The 20083-nt window shown below is 62.7% G+C and carries 24 protein-coding genes; 10 read left to right on the forward strand and 14 right to left on the reverse strand.

Annotated features, from left to right (window positions below; genetic code table 11):
* Positions 1–109 precede the first annotated feature (109 nt).
* On the reverse strand, positions 110–652 hold the full coding sequence (hpt, locus tag RLEG4DRAFT_RS30740) for a hypoxanthine phosphoribosyltransferase (RefSeq protein ID WP_003567049.1): 543 nt from the start codon (positions 650–652) through the stop codon (positions 110–112).
* A gap of 135 nt (positions 653–787) precedes the next feature.
* Entirely contained in the window at positions 788–1438 is a 651-nt protein-coding gene (locus RLEG4DRAFT_RS30745; RefSeq protein ID WP_003582629.1) for a hypothetical protein, read from the reverse strand.
* Positions 1439–1644: 206 nt separating this feature from the next.
* On the opposite strand from RLEG4DRAFT_RS30745, the gene ftsE reads away from it, so the two are divergent.
* The 4 genes from ftsE to RLEG4DRAFT_RS30765 all read left to right on the forward strand — a co-directional run bounded on the left by ftsE (position 1645) and on the right by RLEG4DRAFT_RS30765 (position 4980).
* Positions 1645–2304 carry a cell division ATP-binding protein FtsE gene (gene ftsE, locus RLEG4DRAFT_RS30750; RefSeq protein ID WP_003567051.1) on the forward strand — a complete coding sequence of 220 codons (660 nt, stop codon included), beginning with the start codon at positions 1645–1647 and terminating at the stop codon, positions 2302–2304.
* Positions 2297–3310, forward strand: coding sequence for a cell division protein FtsX (locus RLEG4DRAFT_RS30755; RefSeq protein WP_003582631.1), 1014 nt, complete (start codon positions 2297–2299; stop codon positions 3308–3310). Before ftsE ends, RLEG4DRAFT_RS30755 begins: the two co-directional genes overlap by 8 nt.
* Before the next feature lie 67 nt (positions 3311–3377).
* Positions 3378–4094, forward strand: a complete 717-nt coding sequence (locus RLEG4DRAFT_RS30760; protein ID WP_003582632.1) for a YdcF family protein — start codon at positions 3378–3380, stop codon at positions 4092–4094.
* Positions 4095–4182: 88 nt separating this feature from the next.
* The gene (locus tag RLEG4DRAFT_RS30765) at positions 4183–4980 is read left to right on the forward strand and encodes a lysophospholipid acyltransferase family protein (RefSeq protein ID WP_003582634.1); all 798 of its coding nucleotides are present in this window, start codon (positions 4183–4185) and stop codon (positions 4978–4980) included.
* Between the two features lies 1 nt (position 4981).
* On the opposite strand, the gene RLEG4DRAFT_RS30770 is transcribed toward RLEG4DRAFT_RS30765, so the two are convergent.
* Positions 4982–5512: a gamma-glutamylcyclotransferase gene (locus RLEG4DRAFT_RS30770; protein WP_003582637.1), complete on the reverse strand. Its 531-nt coding sequence runs from the start codon at positions 5510–5512 to the stop codon at positions 4982–4984.
* A gap of 50 nt (positions 5513–5562) precedes the next feature.
* Here RLEG4DRAFT_RS30770 and RLEG4DRAFT_RS30775 point away from each other — a divergent pair, with 50 nt between their 5' ends.
* Positions 5563–6579 (forward strand): DUF2125 domain-containing protein, encoded by a 1017-nt coding sequence (locus RLEG4DRAFT_RS30775; RefSeq protein WP_003582639.1) that lies wholly within the window; start codon positions 5563–5565, stop codon positions 6577–6579.
* Between the two features lie 12 nt (positions 6580–6591).
* On the opposite strand, the gene RLEG4DRAFT_RS30780 is transcribed toward RLEG4DRAFT_RS30775, so the two are convergent.
* From RLEG4DRAFT_RS30780 to RLEG4DRAFT_RS30795, 4 genes are all read right to left on the reverse strand, one after another.
* Positions 6592–7011: a GNAT family N-acetyltransferase gene (locus RLEG4DRAFT_RS30780; protein WP_003582641.1), complete on the reverse strand. Its 420-nt coding sequence runs from the start codon at positions 7009–7011 to the stop codon at positions 6592–6594.
* An 8-nt stretch (positions 7012–7019) separates the two neighbouring features.
* Entirely contained in the window at positions 7020–7946 is a 927-nt protein-coding gene (locus RLEG4DRAFT_RS30785) for a prephenate/arogenate dehydrogenase family protein (protein ID WP_003582643.1), read from the reverse strand.
* Positions 7943–9040: a histidinol-phosphate transaminase gene (gene hisC / locus RLEG4DRAFT_RS30790; RefSeq protein WP_171898246.1), complete on the reverse strand. Its 1098-nt coding sequence runs from the start codon at positions 9038–9040 to the stop codon at positions 7943–7945. Before hisC ends, RLEG4DRAFT_RS30785 begins: the two co-directional genes overlap by 4 nt.
* A 91-nt stretch (positions 9041–9131) precedes the next feature.
* Positions 9132–9908 carry a class I SAM-dependent methyltransferase gene (locus RLEG4DRAFT_RS30795; protein ID WP_003582647.1) on the reverse strand — a complete coding sequence of 259 codons (777 nt, stop codon included), beginning with the start codon at positions 9906–9908 and terminating at the stop codon, positions 9132–9134.
* 53 nt (positions 9909–9961) lie between these two features.
* On the opposite strand from RLEG4DRAFT_RS30795, the gene gloB reads away from it, so the two are divergent.
* Both gloB and RLEG4DRAFT_RS30805 read left to right on the forward strand, forming a co-directional pair.
* Positions 9962–10732 (forward strand): hydroxyacylglutathione hydrolase, encoded by a 771-nt coding sequence (gene gloB, locus RLEG4DRAFT_RS30800; protein ID WP_003582648.1) that lies wholly within the window; start codon positions 9962–9964, stop codon positions 10730–10732.
* On the forward strand, positions 10732–11154 hold the full coding sequence (locus RLEG4DRAFT_RS30805; protein ID WP_003582649.1) for a cupin domain-containing protein: 423 nt from the start codon (positions 10732–10734) through the stop codon (positions 11152–11154). The genes gloB and RLEG4DRAFT_RS30805 overlap by 1 nt, the downstream gene beginning before the upstream one ends.
* Positions 11155–11156: 2 nt before the next feature.
* On the opposite strand, the gene yddG is transcribed toward RLEG4DRAFT_RS30805, so the two are convergent.
* Together yddG and RLEG4DRAFT_RS30815 are read right to left on the reverse strand one after the other, a co-directional pair.
* Complete coding sequence (gene yddG / locus RLEG4DRAFT_RS30810; protein WP_003582650.1) at positions 11157–12044, reverse strand: aromatic amino acid exporter YddG; 888 nt, start codon at positions 12042–12044, stop codon at positions 11157–11159.
* A gap of 31 nt (positions 12045–12075) precedes the next feature.
* Positions 12076–12852 (reverse strand): DUF3108 domain-containing protein, encoded by a 777-nt coding sequence (locus RLEG4DRAFT_RS30815; RefSeq protein WP_003582651.1) that lies wholly within the window; start codon positions 12850–12852, stop codon positions 12076–12078.
* A 241-nt stretch (positions 12853–13093) separates the two neighbouring features.
* On the opposite strand from RLEG4DRAFT_RS30815, the gene rpmB reads away from it, so the two are divergent.
* Complete coding sequence (gene rpmB, locus RLEG4DRAFT_RS30820; protein ID WP_003582653.1) at positions 13094–13393, forward strand: 50S ribosomal protein L28; 300 nt, start codon at positions 13094–13096, stop codon at positions 13391–13393.
* Between the two features lie 109 nt (positions 13394–13502).
* Positions 13503–14138, forward strand: coding sequence for a VUT family protein (locus tag RLEG4DRAFT_RS30825; RefSeq protein ID WP_003582654.1), 636 nt, complete (start codon positions 13503–13505; stop codon positions 14136–14138).
* A gap of 8 nt (positions 14139–14146) precedes the next feature.
* Here the strand turns inward: RLEG4DRAFT_RS30825 and RLEG4DRAFT_RS30830 are convergent, their stop codons facing one another.
* The 5 genes from RLEG4DRAFT_RS30830 to RLEG4DRAFT_RS30850 all read right to left on the reverse strand — a co-directional run bounded on the left by RLEG4DRAFT_RS30830 (position 14147) and on the right by RLEG4DRAFT_RS30850 (position 19674).
* Positions 14147–14716 carry an ATP-binding protein gene (locus tag RLEG4DRAFT_RS30830; RefSeq protein ID WP_003582656.1) on the reverse strand — a complete coding sequence of 190 codons (570 nt, stop codon included), beginning with the start codon at positions 14714–14716 and terminating at the stop codon, positions 14147–14149.
* 83 nt (positions 14717–14799) lie between these two features.
* Positions 14800–15819 (reverse strand): esterase-like activity of phytase family protein, encoded by a 1020-nt coding sequence (locus RLEG4DRAFT_RS30835; RefSeq protein ID WP_003582658.1) that lies wholly within the window; start codon positions 15817–15819, stop codon positions 14800–14802.
* A gap of 21 nt (positions 15820–15840) precedes the next feature.
* A complete protein-coding gene (gene cobT, locus RLEG4DRAFT_RS30840; RefSeq protein ID WP_003582659.1) occupies positions 15841–17742 on the reverse strand; it encodes a cobaltochelatase subunit CobT in 1902 nt (633 codons plus the stop codon).
* A gap of 13 nt (positions 17743–17755) precedes the next feature.
* On the reverse strand, positions 17756–18748 hold the full coding sequence (cobS, locus tag RLEG4DRAFT_RS30845) for a cobaltochelatase subunit CobS (RefSeq protein WP_003582660.1): 993 nt from the start codon (positions 18746–18748) through the stop codon (positions 17756–17758).
* Between the two features lie 308 nt (positions 18749–19056).
* The gene (locus RLEG4DRAFT_RS30850) at positions 19057–19674 is read right to left on the reverse strand and encodes a J domain-containing protein (RefSeq protein ID WP_003582661.1); all 618 of its coding nucleotides are present in this window, start codon (positions 19672–19674) and stop codon (positions 19057–19059) included.
* Between the two features lie 105 nt (positions 19675–19779).
* On the opposite strand from RLEG4DRAFT_RS30850, the gene RLEG4DRAFT_RS30855 reads away from it, so the two are divergent.
* Positions 19780–20061, forward strand: a complete 282-nt coding sequence (locus RLEG4DRAFT_RS30855) for a BolA family protein (RefSeq protein ID WP_003582662.1) — start codon at positions 19780–19782, stop codon at positions 20059–20061.
* The last annotated feature ends 22 nt before the right edge of the window (positions 20062–20083 follow it).

A 20083-nucleotide genomic window follows, 5' to 3' on the forward strand; every position in this document is an offset into this window, starting at 1 on the left:
GTAAAGATGAGCAAGCGATGGACGAGATGGTTAACAAGCCGTCTCGACCGGCAAGGTCGCGCCGCGCGTCTTTCAGACGGCGAAGGACGCCGGAACATTTTGCCGCCGCTCAAGCGTCCCCGGTAACCACGCCGACGAATGGCAGTTCGCGAAAGGCATAGGCCACATCCATGCCGTAGCCGACGACGAAATAGTCGGGGCATTCGAAGCCGACATAATCGGCCTCCAGCTTTTCCTTGCGCTTGACGCGTTTGTCGAGCAGCACGGCGATCGTGACGTTGCGCGCGCCGCGCTCGAACAGCAATTCCTTGGCAAACAGCAGTGTGCGGCCGGATTCGAGAATATCGTCGATGAGAAGCACATCGCGGCCATGGACGTCGCTGTCGATATCCTTGACGATGCGCACGCCCTGCGAGACGGTGCCGATGCCGTAGCTCGACAAAGTGATGAATTCGACCTCCGGGGCAAGCCCGCTATCATGCAGGGCGCGGATCAGGTCGGCGGCGAAGATGAACGAACCCTTGAGAACAGCGATGACGAGCAGGTCCTTGGTCGGTCCGTTGGCGATCTCCCGCGCCATCGAATGATTGCGCTCGGCGATCTGCTCGGCAGTGAAGAGCGGTTCGATATTTTTTCCGCGCACGACAGGCATAAGGGCTTGCTCCATGAAAAGAAGGGTAAGCCGTTAGCACATATGCGAGCCTGAAACAGCCTCGTCGGCCATGAAATTAACGGGATTGGCGCGACCTGCGGCGGGAAAGTCAGCCATTCCGTGCCCGGTTGGCTTTTACGGCAGGAACGAGAGCCGGACCTCCGGCAGTTTTCCGCCGGCATGCTGGACGCGCGCCGAGAAGCCCCGACTCTGGTCGCTATAGATGACATCGGAGGGCGGATTGATGACGATGCTTGCGGTCAGCCGCTCGTCGGTGACGAGATCGGCGCGGATCGGATGCACCGTCTGCGTCGTGCCGCTGTCGTTTTCGATAATGCCGTTGATGACGAGGACCCGCATGCCGTTGGCGTCGCGCGGCGCCACCGTCACATGGGTGAAATGCAGCGGCGCTCCGGAATAGGCCGGCTCTGCGGAAAAGCCGGAAAAGCCGCCCGCAAGCCCGAAGACGAGCACGGCGAGCGCCAGCACCAAGCCTGCGAAGCTCCGCATCGAAGCGCGCTGCAGGAAAGCTTCCACGTCGCGCAGAACAGTTGCCATCGCCGGCGCCTGCTGCGGCGGCGCTGCCTTTGCTTGAGCCGCGCGCCTGCGGTTGTCGTTATAGGTTCTTGCAGAAAATTCCGTCGGTCGGACTTTGCCGAGCGTTACGAATTCGGCGTCGGAAATATCGGCGGGACGCGCCGCCCGGTACTGGCGGGCGGCAGGTTCCGGCGGCAGGAAATCATAGGCCTGGCCCGGCGTCCGGCGGCTGAAGGAGGATGCTTCCATGGTGGCTGCCTCGCAGATGTCCACATGGTTTCGCTGCCAGGGGGAATCTTGGCATTGAAACGAATCCTCCTCAGTCGTAAATTTTAATGGTTAATGCTTCGCAAAGATCGCCATCAAACGGGCGTCTTTCCAGCAAAATTTACCGGCTGTTAACGGTGTTGGTTAACAAGTCACACGGTGAAACCAAGAACAGACTGAGCTGCCCGTTGATCCATTTCGAGAATGTCGGTTTGCGCTATGGCATGGGCCCGGAAATCCTCCGGGACCTGACCTTCGACATTCCGAAGAAATCTTTTCAATTCCTGACGGGCCCATCGGGCGCCGGCAAGACGTCGCTGCTGCGGCTGCTCTTCATGTCGCTGCAGCCGACACGCGGCCTGATCCGCATGTTCGGGCGTGACATTTCCGAAATCCCCCGTCCCGAACTGCCGCTGCTGCGCCGCCGCGTCGGCATCGTCTTCCAGGATTTTCGCCTCCTCGACCATCTGACGACCTATGAGAATGTTGCTTTGCCCTTACGCGTGCGCGGCAAGGATGAGAGTTCCTACAAGACCGACGTCTTGGAACTGTTAAAATGGGTCGGCCTCGGCGAACGCATCAATGTGCTGCCGCCGGTGCTCTCCGGCGGCGAGAAGCAGCGCGCCGCGATCGCCCGGGCGCTGATGGACCGGCCGGAAGTGCTGCTTGCCGACGAACCGACGGGCAATGTCGATCCGCCGATGGCCAAGCGCCTGCTCAATCTTTTCCTCGAGCTGAACCGCCTCGGCACGGCCGTTGTCATCGCCACGCATGACCTGGCGCTGATGGAACAGGTGGAGGCCCGCCGCATGATCCTCTCGGGGGGGCATCTCGATATCTATGACTGAGCCCCCATCCAGAAACCCGGGCAAGGCGCCCGATAAGGCCGAGCAGAAGCGGCCGGAAATGCGCGTGCGTCCGACCGCGCCGATCCTGCCGCCTTCCAACATCCAGGGCAGTGCGTTGATGGTGGTGATATCGATCATGGCCTTCCTCGCTTGCCTGACGCTCGGCGGCGTCAGCATGGTGCGCTCGACGGCCGCAAGCTGGGAGAGTCAGATCTCCCGTGAGATCACCATCCAGATCAAGCCGGACGACAATCTCGACATGGAAAAGGCGCTGACCCAGGCGCGCGACCTGGCGCTGACCTTCGTCGGCACCAAGAGCGGCCAGATCGTCGACGAGGCAGCGACCGCCCGCCTGCTCGAACCCTGGCTCGGCCCCGGTCTCGATCTCAAGGATCTGCCCGTTCCCCGCCTCGTCATCATTACCATCGACGAGAGCAATCCACCGGATTTCGATTCCATGCGGGCACTGCTGAAAGACAGCATCCCGCAGGCCACCCTCGACGATCACCGCACCTGGGTCGACCGACTGGTGTCCATGGCGCACACGACCGTCATGATCGGCACGGGCATCCTGCTCCTGGTCTTCTCGGCGATGGTGCTCACCGTCGTCTTCGCCACGCGCGGCGCGCTGTCGGGCAACCGCCACATTGTCGAAGTGCTGCATTTCGTCGGCGCCGAAAGCTCCTTCGTCGCCACCGAATTCCAGAAGCATTTCCTGAAGATCAGCCTCAAGGGCTCGGCGATCGGCAGCGCCCTTGCCTCTCTCTTCTTCGCCACCGCCGGTTTCTGGCAGAGCCGCACGCTGGCCACCCCGGAAACGGACCAGGCCACCGCGCTCTTCGGCACCTTCTCCGTCGGCGTGCTTGGTTATGCCGGCATCTTCGCAACGATGATCGTCGTCGCCCTTCTGACCACCTTCACCGCGCGCCTGACCGTCATGCGGACGATCTATGAAATCGATACATTGCGCTCGGACCCGACACGCACCGACGGCATTGCGAGTTGATCGTGACCATGCCGTTTTGTTGTGAAAGCGTCTGTTCCGCGCCGCAATCAGCGTATAGTCACGATTCATGACCATGGGCGATACCACACCCAACCCTTTTCATCAGGACCCGGGGCTTGACCGCCCGGCGGCTTTGCCGCCGCGGCGCGGGCTGATCCGCCGCCTGTTGCGCTGGGGCGGCTTTGCCTGCGTGTTGGCAATGGCGCTGGTGTTCGGCGGCTTCCTGCGGTTTGCCGATTCCGTCACGACGCTGAAGCCTCCGGCCGAGCCGAAGGCGGATGCGATCGTGGTGCTGACCGGAGGCTACCAACGCATCGATCAGGCCGTGGAGCTGCTACAGAAGGGCGCCGGCAAACGGCTGTTGATCTCCGGCGTCCACCCGACGACGACACCGAGGCAGATCCGCAAGATGACGCAGGGTTCGGCCGATCTCTTCTCCTGCTGCGTCGATATCGGCCACGACGCCATCGACACGATCGGTAATGCCGAGGAAGCCTCCAACTGGATCCACGCCAACGGCTACAGGAGCGTCATCGTCGTCACCAACAATTACCATATGCCGCGGAGCCTCGCCGAGCTCTCCTATGTCGACCCCGACATCGAGTTCATCGCGTATCCCGTGGTCAATTCGGATTTGAAGAGCCGCAACTGGTTCACCGACCCGAATGCGATGCGCGTCATGCTTGCCGAATATGCAAAGGTGCTGCTGGCCGGCGCCCGCAATATCACCGGCTTCGGCCGCCACACCGGGCTGCGCTCGACAGCGGCGGCCGGCCAGGACTGAAGCTTTTACATCGAGGCGTCATCAAACGCTTTTTATGACGGCCAATATCGTGTAGGCCGGTCGCGTGAGCATGCCTCGGGAAAGTTTCATGATCGCCCTGCGTTCCGTCCTCTTCAACACGATCTTCTACGCCAACCTCATCATCCGGATGATCGTGCTCTCGCCATATTATTTCCTGGCGCCGCGCCTGACCGCCTATGCGATCCCGAAGAACTGGGCGCGCTCCAACCACTGGCTGATGCGGGTGATCGTCGGCACGACCTTCGAGATCGAGGGTCTGGAGAACCTGCCTGACGGCAGCTACATCCTGGCGCCGAAGCACCAGTCCTTCTGGGATACCTATGCGCTGCTGCCCTGGCTGAAAGACCCGGTCTACATCCTGAAGCGCGAGTTGATGTGGATTCCGCTGTTCGGCTGGTATGCGAAGAAGCAGCGGGTGATCCCCGTCGATCGCGGCGCCCGCGGCAAGGTGATGGTGGAGGTGTTGAAGCGCACAAAGGAAGAGCTTTCGACCGGCCGCCAGCTGATCATCTATCCCGAGGGCACCCGCCGTCCGCCGGGCGCCGAGCCGGTCTATAAATACGGCATCGCCCGCATGTACCGCGATCTCGCCATTCCCGTGGTGCCGATCGTCATGCATCCCGGTCTGTTCTGGCCGCGCCGGAGCATTCGTCGTTATCCCGGCCATTTCAAGGTGAGGATCCTGCCGCCGATCATGCCGGGAATGGATCCGGACGCATTTTTCGCCCACCTGATCGAGATTTCGGAACGGGCAAGCGACGAGCTTCTGCTCGAAACCGTCGAGGCAAACCCGCATCTGCCGCTGCCGCCGACAGCTGTGGAAAGGCTGGCGGAACTGCGCAAGCTCAAGGCGGCGACCGCCTAAATCAAGCCGCGCGCAGCCGCTCCACTTCGTCGACGACCTGCTCCAGCCAATGGTCGCGAATGCCCATCTGCTTCAGATGCGTCAGCGTGTTGAAGACATAGGCATCGTTCGGGCCCGACTGGCCCTTGGCTTCGTTCACCACCCGTGCCGCGGAAAGCGCGTCGAGCGTACCGGCATATTGCTCATGGTCGCGATCAGCAATGTAGGTAACCGCCTCCATCCGCCGCCGGCCGGCAAGCTGCAGCTGCACGCGGCGCTCCAGGTAGACATTGGTCACCAGCTCGCGGGCGCGGAGATAATCGATCACCTCATCCCATTTTTCCGGGGAAATGCGGAAAGCCATGCCGCGGCAGGCACCGCCCCTGTCGAGACCGAGAACCAGACCCGGATTGTCGCGCGTGCCGCGATGGACGAAGGAGCGGACGCAGAGCGAGCGCCTGTAGCCGTAGATCAGAGCCTCTGCCCGCTCCATAAACTCGAAGCCCGGATTCCACATCAGCGAACCGTAGCCAAACACCCAAAATTCGTCCATATCGCACGCCAGACCGGAATCACATTTGCGATTCACCATTGGAGAACATCATGGCAGCGTCAAGCCAATCCGGCAGCAGCCAATCCGGCAGCGGCAAGAAATTCTGGCTGCTGGGCGGCGGCATCCTCCTGGTGATCGCGCTTTATACCGGCGGCTGGTTCTATGCGGCCTCGGCGTTGAAGACCACGGTGCTGAAGGCGATCGCGCCGCGCGACCAGGCCGGCGTCAGCGGCGAATGCTCCAATATCGAATTCCGCGGCTATCCCTTCCGCATCGGCCTGTTCTGCTCCAAGGTGGATGTCGACGACAATGTCAACGGCGTCTCCGCCACCTTCGGCGCGCTGCGCTCGGCAGCCCAGGTCTACGCACCCGGCAATATCGTCTGGGAACTCGATTCGCCGGCTGAGATCCGCACCAGCAACGGCCTTTCGATCTCGGCGCAATGGACGAACCTGCAGGCGAGTCTGGCGACCAAACTGCGGGGCATCGATCGCAGCTCGACCGCCATCGAGGGTCTGAAGGCGACGGCCGTCTCCTCCTACACCGGCCAGACCATCAGCTTCGATGCGGCTCGCACCGAGATCCATCTGCGCCAGAACGGAGGCGATCTGGACGGCGCGATCTCCGTGCAGGATGCGAATACGGCGATTAAGGACTGGCCGCAGATCTTCCCGAAATTCTCTGCCAGCATCGATCTGACCATCGCCGGCAAAGCAGGCTTGATCGACGGCAGCGATCCAAGCGGCCTCAACGGCGCCAGCGGCGAACTGCGCCGCATCGTCGCCGACATCGGCGACGGCAAGGTCATGACGCTGACCGGCCCCTTCTCCTTCGACGAGCAGGGGCTCCTCTCGGGAAAATTCAAGCTGGAGATCGAACAGCTCGGCCCCTGGGGCCACAGCCTAAAACAGGCCTTCCCGGATATCGCCTCGACCGTCAACACCGCGACGAAGCTGTTGCAGTCGCTGGCCGGCGGCAAGGACAAGGTCTCGGTCGATCTCGTCGTCGATCGCGGCAACGCCACCGTCAGCGGCTTCATCCCGCTCGGCCGGATTCCACCGATCTGACCCTCTCGCCTTTCAGGCTAAGCGCTTGATGAAAAAGACTTCCGGCACCGATTGCAGGCCGGGCAGCTCGATCGCGCCGGTGTCGGAAAATCCGTTGCGGCGATGCCAGTCCTGCGGCCGGCTCTCGTCGCATTCGCTTGAGGTCATCAGCAGGCGGGCGCCCTCGCGGCGCATCGCCTCTTCCCAAGCGAGAAACAGTGCCGTCCCGACACCCGCCCGCCGGTGGCCGGGCAGGACGCGAATCATTTCCATATAGGGAACCCTGCCCCAGAAGCGGGAGAAGCGCAGGAAGCCGACGATTTCGCCGGCCTGCCTGGCGATGAGATATTCGCCAAGCGCCACGCATCGCGATACCCATGCCTTGCCGGCACTGGCATCCTCGCGAACCAGCCAGTCGATATCGGCTTGGCTCGCGTTTGCCACCTCCACCATCTCAGCGGCTACTTCTTGTCCAGCGCGTGGGGACGACCGAAATCCGGTGCGTCGACATCCTGGCCGGCTTGGACGATCGAGCGGCGAATGGCGCGCGTGCGGGTGAAAAGTTCGAAGATCTTATCGCCCTCGCCCCAGCGGATCGCCCGCTGCAGATAGGCGAGATCCTCCGAGAAGCGCGCCAGCATTTCGAGGATCGCATCGCGATTGTGCAGGCAGACGTCGCGCCACATGGTCGGGTCTGAGGCCGCAAGTCGGGTAAAGTCGCGAAAACCGGAGGCCGAATATTTGATGACCTCGGACTCCGTCACCGTCTCGAGATCGTCGGCGGTGCCGACAATATTGTAGGCGATGATATGCGGCAGGTGCGAGACGATCGCCAGCACCTTGTCATGATGCTCCGCATCCATCTCGTCGACCTTCGAGCCGAGCGCTTCCCAGAAGCCGCGCAGCCGCTTCATCGCCGCCTCGTCGGTGCCTGCGACCGGCGTAAAGATGCACCAGCGGCCTTCGAAGAGACCGGGGAAGCCGGCATCCGGGCCGGATTTTTCCGTACCTGCCAGCGGATGGCCGGGAATGAAATGCACGCCGGCGGGAATATGCGGCAGCATCTGCGCAATGACCGAAGCCTTGGTGGAGCCGACATCGGTGACAATAGCCCCGGGCTTCAGGCTTGCTGCTATCTCTTTGGCTACACTTTCCGATGCGCCGACCGGCACCGAGACGATCACCAGATCCGCATCCCTGACGGCATCGGCCGAAGAGGTCGTGTAGCGGTCGCCGAGACCGAGTTCTTCGGCACGTTTCAGCGTATCGGGGCTCCGTGTGGCAACGACGATCTCTCTTGCCAGGCCGAGCCGGCGGATGTCGTAGGCAAGCGAAGAGCCGATCAGACCGATGCCGATCAGCGCGATACGATCGAACTGCACGTTCATACCTTGCGTCCCATGAATTCGCTGAGTGCGGCGATGACGCCGCGGTTGGCCTCTTCGGGGCCGACGCTCATGCGCAGCGCATTGGAAAACCCATAGCTGCGCACGGCGCGCAGGATGTAGCCGCGGCTCGTCAGCAGATCGTCGGCATCGGCGGCGCGCTTGCCGTCGATATCGGGAAAATGGATGAGGACGAAATTGGCGACCGACGGCGTCACCTTCAGGCCGATCGCCTCAAGCGCCTGGGTCAGCGTCTCCACCCACATCTGGTTGAAGGAGACGGCCTGCTGGACGAAGGCCTGGTCGCGGATGGCCGCGGCACCGGCGGCGATTGCCGCCGCGTTCAAATTGAAGGGCCCGCGTACGCGGTTCACCGCGTCGACGATCTCGGCGGGCGCATACATCCAGCCGACGCGCAGCGCCGCAAGTCCGTAGGCCTTCGAGAAGGTGCGGGTCATCACCACATTGGCATTCGAGGACACGACCTCGATGCCGGCTTCATAATCGTTGCGGCGCACATATTCGGCGTAAGCCGCATCGAGCACCAGGACGACATGTTTCGGCAACCCGGCCTGCAGGCGGCGGATCTCGCTGACCGGGACATAGGTGCCTGTCGGATTGCCGGGATTGGCGATGAAGACGATCTTCGTCTTCTCCGTCACCGCGGCAAGGATCGCATCGACATCGACGGTATGGTCCTTTTCCCTGACGACGACCGGCGTCGCGCCGGCGCCCTGGATCTGGATCTTGTAGACCAGGAAACCGTGCTCGGTGATGATGCCCTCGTCGCCGGCGCCGAGATAGACATGGCAGAGCAGGCCGAGCAGCTCGTCGGAGCCGTTGCCGCAGAGGATGTTTGCCGGGTTGAGTCCGTGCACGGCGGCAATCGCCTCGCGCAGTTCCACCGACTGCCCGTCGGGATAACGCCCGAGATCGTTGGCAGCCGCCTTGCAGGCTTCGATCGCCTTCGGGCTGGCGCCGAGCGGCGTTTCGTTGGACGAAAGCTTGTAGACGCGGGCAACCCCCGGCGCATGTTCCTTGCCCGGCACATAGGATGCGATATCGAGAATACCGGGACGCGGAACAGGCTTGCTCATCTCAACGCTCATGGGTCGACCTTGGAATTGCCGGAAATGACCACGTCGCATTAAAGCGGAATGCCGTTCTTGTCGAGAGCAGGCAACGGCGTCAGCGGTTGCGTGTGGTCGGCACGCCATGGGGGGCCAGAACCGGCACGAAGACGCGGCGGGAGGCGCGGGCGGCGACCGGCAGCCCTTGATAGAGCCGCTTCTGCGCCTCGACGATGATGACGCCCGAGAAGGCCGGCCACAGCGTCCGGCCGATCCGCTCGAAGGCGCGGCGAAGCCGCAGGATGGTCCTGAGCTTCGAGGGCGGGAAGAACAGCGCTTCGGCGGTCGCGCCCGGGGTGAAATTCGTCTCGCGCAGCAGATGCGTCAGCTGACCGCGGGAATAGGGCCGGCCCGAGCCGAAGGGCGTATGTTCCATCCGCGCCCAGACACCGCGCCGGTTAGGCACGACGATGACAAGCCGTCCGCCCGGCGCCAGCACCCGCCACAGCTCTTTCAGCGTTTCGCGCGGGCTTTCGGCAAATTCCAGCGAATGCACCATCAGCACCCGGTCGATCGACGAATCCGGCAGCGGCAATTCCTCGTCGAACACAAGTGTCGTCGACGACAGCGAGCCCATCGGCCAGTTCACCGCGCCCTGCCCGGCCGGCATGAAGGCAAAGGTGCGCTCGGTGTCGGCCTGGAAACGGTCGAGGAAGGGCACGGCATAACCGAGGCCGACCAGCCGCTCCTGCGGCAGCCGCACCCAGAGCGACGACAACGCCATGGCGATCGACTGCTCGGCAAGACGCCCGAGCTCGGAGTGGTAGAACTGGCGTAGGTCGACGATATCGGCGTGCATTGCGATAAATGTTATCAGCGGGCGGTTGGACTTCAAGGCCGGACCCTCTACATTTCCGCGAGACTCGCATGACAAGGGATTATTGCACGATGAAACCTTTGGAATTGGACGTTTTTCTCTGCCGCACCGACAATTTCGGCGTTCTCGTCCACGACCCGGAAACAGGATCTACCGCAGCGATCGACGCGCCGGAGGAGGCGCCGATCCTGGAAGCGGCGACACGCCGCGGCTGGAAGATCACCCATATCTTTACCACCCATCACCACACCGACCATGTCGCCGGCAATCTGGCGCTGAAGGAGCAGTTCGGCTGCGAGATCATCGGCCCGATCAACGAGGCCATTGCCATTCCCGGCCTCGACCGGACGATGGCCGATGGCGACAGCTTCCTGTTCGGCGATCACACGATCAACGTCATTGAAACACCAGGCCATACCGCCGGCCACATCTGCTATCACTTCGTCGACGACAAGCTGCTCTTTGCCGCCGACACGCTGTTTGCGCTCGGCTGCGGCCGGCTGTTCGAACGCCCGGCCGCCGACATGTGGCACTCGCTGCAGAAACTTGCGGTGCTGCCCGACGAAACCGCCGTCTATTTCGGCCACGAATATACGCTGTCCAACGCCCGCTTCGCGCTGACGGTCGATCCCGGCAATGAACGGCTGAAGAGCCGTGCGACCGAGATCGAGACCTTGCGCGCCGATGGCAAATTCACCATTCCGACGACGCTGGGGCTGGAAAAGGAAACCAACCCGTTCCTGCGCGCCGCCGATCCGGCGATCCGCCGCAATCTGCTTATGGAAGGCAAGACCAACGAGGAAGTCTTTGCCGAGATCCGCAAGCGCAAGGACAATTTCTGATGTCTGCCGAGGACATCATCCGCGAACTCGGCATGCAGCCGCATCCGGAAGGCGGCTGGTATGCTGAGACCTTTCGCGACACGGCGGGCGGAGAACGCGGCCATTCGACGGCGATCTATTACCTCCTGACCAAGGGACAGCGCTCGCACTGGCATCGCGTCCATGATGCGGTGGAGGTCTGGCATTATTATGCCGGCGCACCGCTCTCGCTGCATCGCTCCGAAGACGGAACGGCAAGCGAGACCCTGACACTTGGAACCGACCTGGCGGCCGGCGAGCGGCCGCAGGCGATCATCCCGGCCAATTGCTGGCAAGCGGCCGAAAGTCTCGGCGATTTCACCCTGGTGGGCTGCACCGTTTCACCCGGCTTCGAATTTTCGAGCTTCGAGATGGCGCCATCCGGCTGGACGCCCGGAAACTGAGATCATTCCGCCGCAACCGGCGGCTGGATCTTGCGGCGGAACATATCCCGGGCGGCCAGCACCGCCCCGCCGGTGACGAGCAGGCAGGCGAGAGCGATGCGCCAGCTCGGCTCGGCAAAGCCGAACAGCGTCAGGATCAGCGTCGAAAGCAGCGGTGCGGCATAACTGGCGGCGCCGAGGATCTGGATATCGCCGTTCTTGACGCCGTGGTCCCAGGCGTAGAAGGCAGCGCCGACCGGCAGCAGCCCGAGCCCGATGACGGCGAACCATTCGAAACCGGTTGCCGGCCAGACGGTTTTCTCCAGGCCGAGATGGCAGACGAGCGACAGGATCGAGGTCGCAAGGCAGAAGCCGGTGACGACATCGGTGGAGACGGCGTCGAAACGGCGGGTCAGCAGCGAATAACCGGACCAGGTGAAGGCGCAGAGCAAGGCGGCGCCATAACCGACGGCATAGGCGCCGTTGAAATCGATGCCGTTGCGGGCGACGATCAGGAAGGTGCCGCAAAGCCCGGCGAGCGCGCCGGTAACATGATACCAGCGCAGCCGTTCACCGGGCAGCAGCGCCGAGCCGACGACAATCAGCAGCGGCCAGAGATAGGCGATCAGCCCCGCCTCCACCGCCGGGGCGTTCCGGAGCGCGGTGAAATACAGGAAATGATAGCCGAACAGCCCGGCAATGCCGGTCAGCCAGACCTTGGCCGGCTGCTTCAGCAGCGCCAGGCGCGATGGGTTGAGGAACAGCACGGCGAGGCCGGGAAGGCTGCCGATCGCAAAGCAGACGGCCGAAAGCTGGAACGGCGGCATTTTGCCGGAGGCGGCCGTGAACAGCGCCAGGAACGACCACATCAGGATGGCGGCAAAACCGATCAATGTCGCACGAAGTTTCACCCGTCCCCCTTTGACGGAGGCATGAACTCCGTCAGCTGCTGCCGTATTTGACGGCGGTGATCGTCACCATCCCATATTCGGTGGGAATGCGCACATAGACGGGAGCGTATACATTTGCCGCATCCGACTTGGCAAACCAGATTTCCATCCGGTCGCTCTTGCTGAGATAGACGATGTCCTTGCGGCCCTTCTTGTAGCCCGAGCGCGGCACGAAGCGCACGCCGCAGACGACCGCCTTGCCCTTGAAGCCGTTGGTCGAAAAATCCTCGTCGCCCTTCGGCGACAGCACCAGATCCATGCGCGTCTCGCCGTCGAAGATCGGCAGCGTCTGCGAGCAGACCTTGGTGTCGCCGGTGAAGACCAGGCCGGAGATCGGATCGAGCACCGAGCGCATGTCGCGTGGCGTCACGTCGATCCAGTTCTTCGGACGTTTCGGCTGCGGTGTCGTCGTCGACGAAATAATGTTGCCGTCGCGGTAGCTGACCTCGTAGACACGGGCCTTCTTGCCGCTCTTATAGTAGAGCGAATACTTCTGCGCCTGCAGCTTGTCGTTGCGCACGACGCCGCTGACGCTGGTCTTGGCCGAAATCGTCGTGATCAGATCGGCAAGACCGGCCGAGTTGATGCTGCCGGCAATATTGTAGCTGTGATCGTCCTCGATCTTCGTCAGGAACGCGGCGCGCGCGATCGGCAGGCCGGCGAGCGTCACCTTATATTCCGTCCGATGCTGGATTTCGGCCGCCGATGCCGGTATGGCAAGCAGCGCGGTGATGGCCGAAATGAAAATCCGTCTGCCCGAATGAGCCATGAATGAAGCCTTGTCTTGCCGCGCGCCGGCAGCTCTTGCTCAGCGCTCTATACTCCTGCCGTGAAGCGAAGAAAACAGCAGCTTTTTGACAGAATTGCGGGAAAGCCCAAGGTTTGGCTTGACGCGCGCAGCCTGTCTGACTATAGAACCGCAACTTTCCAATCATGCCCGTTGGATTGCGCGCCTGGTTTTGACCGGGATGGCAATTCGATGGCCCGACCAAAACAAGAATAGGTGTTCCATGTCCCGCGTGTGCGAATTGACCGGCAAGGCCGTCCTGACTGGTAACAATGTCAGCCATGCCAACAACAAGACCAAGCGCCGGTTCCTGCCGAACCTGTGCCAGGTCACGCTGATTTCCGACGCTCTCAACCAGCGTTACCGTCTGCGCGTTTCGGCTGCTGCCCTGCGCTCGGTCGAGCATCGCGGCGGCCTCGATGCCTTCCTGATCAAGGCAAACGAAACGGAACTGTCGATGCGCGCACGCCTGCTGCGTCGTCAGATCGTCAAGAAGACCGCAGAAGCGGCTGTTGCTGCCTAAGCTTCCGCCCTTCTTTCATACGGCTTCGAAAGGCTTGCACGGATAATACCGGTCAAGCCTTTTGCTTTGCCTGAGCACTCCAACTGGTGGCATCTCCCAGGATAAAAAAATGCTGAAGACCCGCTACACCATCGCCTATGTCGCACTGATGACGCTCGTCGTCGTCGCCTCCAACTTCCTCGTCCAGTTTCCGCTGAACGCCGAAGTCGCCGGCATCAACCTTGCCGACATCCTGACCTGGGGCGCCTTTTCCTATCCGGTCGCCTTCCTGATCACCGATCTGACCAACCGCCAGTTCGGCCCGCAGGCAGCCCGCAAGGTCGTCCTTGCCGGCTTCGTCGTCGGCGTGACGCTGTCCTTCTTCACCTCGGCGCCGCGCATCGCCATTGCTTCCGGCTCGGCCTATCTCGCCGGCCAGCTGCTCGATATCGCCGTCTTCAACCGCCTTCGCCGCCAGGCCTGGTGGCGCGCCCCGCTCGTCGGCTCGCTGATCGGCTCGGCGCTCGATACGGTGATGTTCTTCTCGCTGTCCTTCGCGGCGTTTTTCGTCTTCCTCGGCCCGAACGAGCCCTTCGCGCTGGAAGCAGCCCCCGTCCTCGGCGTCTTGACCACTGAGGCGCCGCGCTGGATCTCCTGGGCGATCGGCGATTTCGCCGTCAAGATGATCGTCGGCCTCGTCATGCTGCTGCCCTATGGCGCGTTGATGAACGTGCTGCGGCCGATGCAGGCCGCCCGCGCCAGCTGAGCAACGAACTATGACCGACGCCGCCGGACCGCCCCGGCGGCGATCGCAGGATGCAGAAGAACCTCTGCAGCCAGATCGTCGATCTCTCGTGATGAATCGAGCCGCAACACCGGCGATGTCTGCATTTCCAGCCATTGCTCATGCGCGGCAAGACTGCGGCGTTCGGGACCTGCCGTATCGTAGCTTGCCGCCCATTCCAGGAATTGCCCGCTTTTCACTTCCATGTCGCCGCCGGGTCCTATCCTGTTTCCATAGCGGGCAAGCTCCCGGGCACGGATCCGCGCCATGCGAAGCTCCGGCTCGATCCTGAGGAACACGATCAGATCGTAGAGCGGCTCGAGCGGCCTGCCCCATTTCAGCGCCGATCCGGAAAGAACCCAGCCACCCGACCGGCCCGTCTCCTCGAGCAGCAGCCGGATGCGTTCGTCGGCATCCCTCGGCGTCGTGAACGGCGGATCGGTCGGCAGCCAGAAAAAGTCGTCGGTATCCAGATGGGCGATATCGAGCTTTTCGGCAAGCACGAGGCCGAGCGATGTCGTGCCGGAACCGGACGCGCCCATGACATGGATATGCACCATGATTCCCTCCGATAGCGGCGACAGGACACAGGCTCAAGCCGGCCGGCTGCGGCGCGTTCCGTCGATAGCCGAAGCATATGACGTCAGTCTGACGCCGCCTGCCTCACCCTCTCGGAAAGCCGGAATTCCAGCATCAGATTGCGCTGCAGGATCGAGTGGTTGTCGTCCGACACCAGAATGATATGGGTGGTGCCGTCGGCAGCCTGGAACGTGTCGAGCCCTTCCATATTGTCGATCTGCGAATTGAAATTGCCCTCGAGCAAGAGTTCGCCGTCGACGACGGCTCCCGGCCTGATATCGGCGCCCTTGATGCGCCGAAGCCGCATGCCGATACCTTCGGCCATGTTGAAGCGCCGCTCCAGCAGCAGCAGATCGCCGTTCGGCAGGAAGGCGCCGTCGGTAGCGTCGAAGCTGCCGTCGCGCGCGACCGCAAACCGCCCCTTCAGCGGCCCGCTCAGAATGGCCGCCAACCGGTTGCCGTCGCGATCGAGACCGCGCTCGGAGACGATGACGACGCCGCCCTTGAGCGGGCTGGATGCCGGCGCCACGGCGATGGTCTCAATGCCGCGGTTGTCGCTCAGCATCTTGCGCGGGATGAGGATCGGCAAAGTGGCGATCGCTCCCGATTGGGCAAAGCCCGGATCGGGATAGACATCGACGCGATGGTCCTGCTCGAAGGAGACCAGGATCCTGTCGCCATCAAACGCCAGGCCCTCGGCGTCCATATGCCCCTTGCCCTCGAAGCTGCGCCCGGCGCTGTTCTTCATTGGGGTGATCTCGACATTGGAAAGGCCGGAAAGCCTGCCCTTGACGTCGCGCTCGATACTGCCGGTCAGCCATTGGCCGGTGTCGAGCACCACGACGAAATGTTTCTGGTCCTGCCGGAAACGGATGGAGGAGAGCGAACCGAACAGCGCTTTGCTGGAAACCATCTCCAGCCCGCCGAGAAATTCCAGCGAACCGAAGCTCGTCTCCGAAGAGCCGATCCTGAAATCAGAGATTTGCCGGCTAATGACCGGCACGTCGCCCGCCCAAGAAGGGCACGCGCCGGCTGCGATGCAGAGGGCGAGCGACGCCGCACGGCAGAGGCGCTTGCCTATCATTCCCGTTTCCCTGGAGCAGCGTCAACCGGCACGGCGGAGCCGGCCGCCGCGCGGCTGTGAGGCTTGGTCTTCGAACAGCGAGGCAAGCTGCTCGGTCATCGCGCCGGCCAGTTCGTCGGCATCGACGATCGTCACGGCGCGGCGATAGTAACGCGTCACGTCGTGACCGATGCCGATTGCCAGCAGTTCCACCGGCGAGCGCGTCTCGATCTGTTCGATGACGGCGCGCAGGTGGCGCTCGAGATAATTGCCCGGATTGACCGACAGCGTCGAATCGTCGACCGGCGCCCCGTCCGAGATCATCATCAGGATGCGGCGCTGCTCGCGGCGTGCGAGCAGGCGGTTATGCGCCCAGATCAGCGCTTCGCCATCGATATTTTCCTTGAGCAAGCCCTCGCGCATCATCAGCCCGAGATTGGCGCGGGCCCGCCGCCACGGCGCGTCGGCCGACTTGTAGATGATGTGGCGCAGATCGTTGAGGCGGCCCGGCGTCTGCGGCTTGCCGCCGGCCAGCCAGCTCTCACGCGCCTGTCCGCCCTTCCAGGCCTTGGTGGTGAAGCCGAGGATCTCGACCTTGACGCCGCAGCGCTCCAGGGTGCGGGCAAGAATATCGGCGCAGGTAGCGGCAACGGTGATCGGCCGACCGCGCATCGAGCCGGAATTGTCGATGAGCAGGGTGACGACGGTGTCGCGGAACTGCGTGTCGCGCTCCATCTTGAAGGACAGCGCCTGCATCGGATCGATGATGATGCGCTGCAGCCGGGCGGGATCGAGATAACCTTCTTCCAGGTCGAAATCCCAGGAGCGGTTCTGCTGCGCCATCAGGCGGCGCTGCAGCCGGTTGGCAAGGCGGCCGACCGCGCCCTGCAGATGGGCCAGCTGCTTGTCGAGGAAGGCGCGCAGGCGCTCCAGTTCGGCGGCATCGCAGAGTTCCTCGGCGGTGATGATCTCGTCGAACTCCTCGGTGAAGACGTGATAATCAACCTTCTCGTTGAAATCGGCAAAAGGCGTGTTCGGACGGCGGGTCTCGCCCGGCGTTTCCGAATCGTCCTCACCCTCTTCCATCATGTCGTCGTCGGAGATTTCGGCGCCTTCGGTCTCGCCGTCTTCCATCTGCTCGTCGGCGACTTCGCTGTCCTCGACGGGGGCGGCATCGGTGCCGGCATCCTCGTCGACCTCGTCCTGATCCTGCTCGTCGCCGCTCGGCTGATCGTCCTGATCCGACTGGTCGTCATTGTCGGCGTCGCTGTCGTCGTCGCCGTATTCCTCGGCCATTTCCATGGCCGACAGCATGTTGCGGATGACCTTGGCGAAGGCCTGCTGGTCGTTGATCGCGCCCGACAGATTGTCGAGCTCGGCGCCGGCCTTGTCCTCGATGAAGTCGCGCCAGAGGTCGAGCACCTTGCCGGCGGTTTCAGGCGGGCGCTGGCCGGTCAGCTTCTCGCGCACCATCATCGCCACGGCTTCGCCGACCGGCGCGTCTTCCTGGCGCTCGATGCCGGTGAAATTCGCCTTGGAATATTTCTCTTCCGTCATGGAGCGCAGATTCGACGCCATGCCCTCCATGCGCAGCGCGCCGATCGATTCGACGCGCGCCTGCTCGACGACATCGAAGATCGCCCGGGCATCCGAGCCCTGCGGCGCCATCGTCGCATGCATCTTCTCGTCATGGCAGGCAAGGCGCAGCGCCATGGAATCGCCGAGCCCGCGGGTGACCGCCAGCTCATGCGCCGTCGGCCGCTTGGAAAGCTCCGGCAGCCGGATGCGTTCGCCGGTCATCCCCGGCCGTTCATTGGCGAAGGTCACCTCGACATCGCCGTCGCCGGCGATCGAGCGCACGCAGCCGGATATCGCCCGGCGCAATGGCTCGACGTCGACGGGCGCGCCGGGCTTTGCTTTCGAATTGTCACCGCGAGCTGCCATGATCGGTCGGGCCTCAGGCTCCGAGAACGATATTGGCGGCACTTTCCTTCAGCTCGACGCCGAAGGCCCGCTGATAATGCTCGGCGACCAGCGGACGCTCCAGTTCGTCGCACTTGTTGAGGAAGGTGACGCGGAAGGCGAAGGCGAGATCGCCGAAGATCTCGGCGTTCTCGGCCCAGGTGATGACCGTACGCGGGCTCATCACCGTGGAGAGATCACCATTCATGAAGGCGGCGCGTGTCAGGTCGGCGACGCGCACCATCTTCGAGACGGTCTCGCGGCCTTCCCGATCCTTGCCGAAGCTCTTCACCTTGGCAGCGACGATGTTCACTTCATGATCATGCGGCAGATAGTTCAGCGTCGTCACGATCGACCAGCGGTCCATCTGTGCCTGGTTGATCTGCTGCGTGCCGTGATAGAGGCCGGTGGTATCGCCGAGGCCGATCGTATTGGCGGTCGCAAACAGGCGGAAGGCCGGGTGCGGCCGGATGACGCGGCTCTGATCGAGCAGCGTCAGGCGGCCGGAGGATTCCAGCACGCGCTGGATGACGAACATCACGTCGGGGCGGCCGGCATCATATTCGTCGAAGACCAGCGCGACATTGTGCTGATAGGCCCAGGGCAGGATGCCGTCCTTGAATTCGGTGACCTGCAGCCCGTCCTTGACGACGATCGCATCCTTGCCGACGAGATCGATACGGCTGACATGGCTGTCGAGGTTGATGCGCACGCAGGGCCAGTTGAGGCGCGCCGCCACCTGCTCGATATGCGAGGACTTGCCGGTGCCGTGATAGCCGGAGATCATCACGCGGCGGTTATGGGCGAAGCCTGCAAGAATGGCGAGCGTCGTGTCGCGGTCGAACAGGTAGTCGGTGTCGAGGTCCGGCACATAGGCGTCGCCCTTGCTGTAGGCGGGAACGCGGATGTCGGAATCGATACCGAAGGCCTCGCGGACCGAAACGGTGGTATCGGGCAGTTCTGAAATATCGAGGTCGATCTTGCTCATCATGTCTCCAAGGCGGGTGATGCCACCCGGCCATACTGTCTCAGGCCATGTCGCAACCGTGACGCCGCGATTTTATTCCGCGCCCGTCCAGGTCGGAACGTCGGCGATGCTTCTCCGGGACTGAAACGAAACCTCGGCGGGATAATGACCGCGTGCGAGCATTCTTGAAGAGTCCCGGACAAGAAACGCCGCGTCCGGAAGGTCGGCGGAGGCGATGTCGGGAAAACGCACAAATATGAGCCGCGTTTGCCTGCGGCCTCAGCCGATTTGGACCATACCCGATTGAAGCCCAAGAGCAAGGACGGGAACTAACAAAAACCGTTCTGCTTCAACAATTGATAGGCCTGGATCACGGCGCGGAAACGCTCCTCCGAGCCGCGGTCGCCGCCATTGGCATCCGGATGGTGCTTCTTGACCAGTTCCTTGTAGCGGCTCTTGATCTCCGCCGACGTCGCATTGGCGTCGAGGCCCATCGTATCGAAGGCTTTGGTTTCCAGCGATTTCAATTTGCGCGCCTGGGGAAAACGCGGCCCGCTGCCCTTGCCGCCTTCCTTGACGAAGCCGAAGGGATCGCGAACGCGGGTATAGGCGCCGGAGCGTATCTCCGAATGCAGCGGACTGTCCTTCGCCGACTTGTTGACGCCGACGGTCCAGGTCGGCCGGTGGCCGGTGATCGCCTCTTTCTGGTAGCGGGCGATCTCGCCGTCCGAAAGACCGGAGAAATAATTGTAGCCCTTGTTGTAGTCCTTGACGTGCTCGAAGCAGAACAAAAAGAACTGGCCTTCCGCATTGCGTCCGACAGGAGCGCGATGCGAGCCTTTCTTGTCACAGCCGTCCCATTGACAGGTAGGCGGGGCCTGCTCTGTCTCCTGCTCGCGTTTGCGGCGTGTTCGGATGCGATCGAAATATTTGGAATCAAGTCTCATGGCGGCGCTAATTATGAAGCTGTCGCGAGGCGACAACAAGAATTGACAAACGGGTTTGTTGCTGGCTTGGTGGGAACCCTTTTCGCGAAGCAGCAAGACCGGACAATGACCCTGCGAACCCGCATCGAAGAAAAACTAGTCGAAGCCTTCGCGCCGGAGCGCGTGAGCGTCATCGACGAAAGCCATCTGCATGCCGGCCATCAGCCCGATATCACCGGCACGGGTGAAACCCATATGCGGGTGAGGATCGTCTCGGCCAAATTCGCCGGCATGTCGCGGCTGGCGCGCCACCGGGCGATCACCGACCTGTTGAAACCGGAACTCGATGCCGGCCTGCATGCGCTGGCCGTCGAACCGGCAGCACCTGACGAACCGACCCGCTGGTAGCACGGCCTATATGGAGATTGAT

It is taken from the genome of Rhizobium leguminosarum bv. trifolii WSM2297 (genome assembly GCF_000271845.1).

Coding starts and splice junctions, on each gene's coding strand:
- RLEG4DRAFT_RS30830 (WP_003582656.1), bottom strand. CDS start 14,716: ATGGTGCATATCCATGTCATGGGCGCGTCCGGTTCCGGCACGACATCG.
- RLEG4DRAFT_RS30835 (WP_003582658.1), bottom strand. CDS start 15,819: ATGATAGGCAAGCGCCTCTGCCGTGCGGCGTCGCTCGCCCTCTGCATC.
- gloB (WP_003582648.1), top strand. CDS start 9,962: ATGAAACCTTTGGAATTGGACGTTTTTCTCTGCCGCACCGACAATTTC.
- RLEG4DRAFT_RS30760 (WP_003582632.1), top strand. CDS start 3,378: ATGACCATGGGCGATACCACACCCAACCCTTTTCATCAGGACCCGGGG.
- RLEG4DRAFT_RS30805 (WP_003582649.1), top strand. CDS start 10,732: ATGTCTGCCGAGGACATCATCCGCGAACTCGGCATGCAGCCGCATCCG.
- RLEG4DRAFT_RS30780 (WP_003582641.1), bottom strand. CDS start 7,011: ATGGTGGAGGTGGCAAACGCGAGCCAAGCCGATATCGACTGGCTGGTT.
- RLEG4DRAFT_RS30850 (WP_003582661.1), bottom strand. CDS start 19,674: ATGAGACTTGATTCCAAATATTTCGATCGCATCCGAACACGCCGCAAA.
- RLEG4DRAFT_RS30855 (WP_003582662.1), top strand. CDS start 19,780: ATGACCCTGCGAACCCGCATCGAAGAAAAACTAGTCGAAGCCTTCGCG.
- rpmB (WP_003582653.1), top strand. CDS start 13,094: ATGTCCCGCGTGTGCGAATTGACCGGCAAGGCCGTCCTGACTGGTAAC.
- hpt (WP_003567049.1), bottom strand. CDS start 652: ATGCCTGTCGTGCGCGGAAAAAATATCGAACCGCTCTTCACTGCCGAG.
- RLEG4DRAFT_RS30765 (WP_003582634.1), top strand. CDS start 4,183: ATGATCGCCCTGCGTTCCGTCCTCTTCAACACGATCTTCTACGCCAAC.
- RLEG4DRAFT_RS30775 (WP_003582639.1), top strand. CDS start 5,563: ATGGCAGCGTCAAGCCAATCCGGCAGCAGCCAATCCGGCAGCGGCAAG.
- RLEG4DRAFT_RS30770 (WP_003582637.1), bottom strand. CDS start 5,512: ATGGACGAATTTTGGGTGTTTGGCTACGGTTCGCTGATGTGGAATCCG.
- cobS (WP_003582660.1), bottom strand. CDS start 18,748: ATGAGCAAGATCGACCTCGATATTTCAGAACTGCCCGATACCACCGTT.
- hisC (WP_171898246.1), bottom strand. CDS start 9,040: ATGAGCAAGCCTGTTCCGCGTCCCGGTATTCTCGATATCGCATCCTAT.
- RLEG4DRAFT_RS30825 (WP_003582654.1), top strand. CDS start 13,503: ATGCTGAAGACCCGCTACACCATCGCCTATGTCGCACTGATGACGCTC.
- RLEG4DRAFT_RS30815 (WP_003582651.1), bottom strand. CDS start 12,852: ATGGCTCATTCGGGCAGACGGATTTTCATTTCGGCCATCACCGCGCTG.
- cobT (WP_003582659.1), bottom strand. CDS start 17,742: ATGGCAGCTCGCGGTGACAATTCGAAAGCAAAGCCCGGCGCGCCCGTC.
- RLEG4DRAFT_RS30755 (WP_003582631.1), top strand. CDS start 2,297: ATGACTGAGCCCCCATCCAGAAACCCGGGCAAGGCGCCCGATAAGGCC.
- RLEG4DRAFT_RS30745 (WP_003582629.1), bottom strand. CDS start 1,438: ATGGAAGCATCCTCCTTCAGCCGCCGGACGCCGGGCCAGGCCTATGAT.
- RLEG4DRAFT_RS30785 (WP_003582643.1), bottom strand. CDS start 7,946: ATGAACGTGCAGTTCGATCGTATCGCGCTGATCGGCATCGGTCTGATC.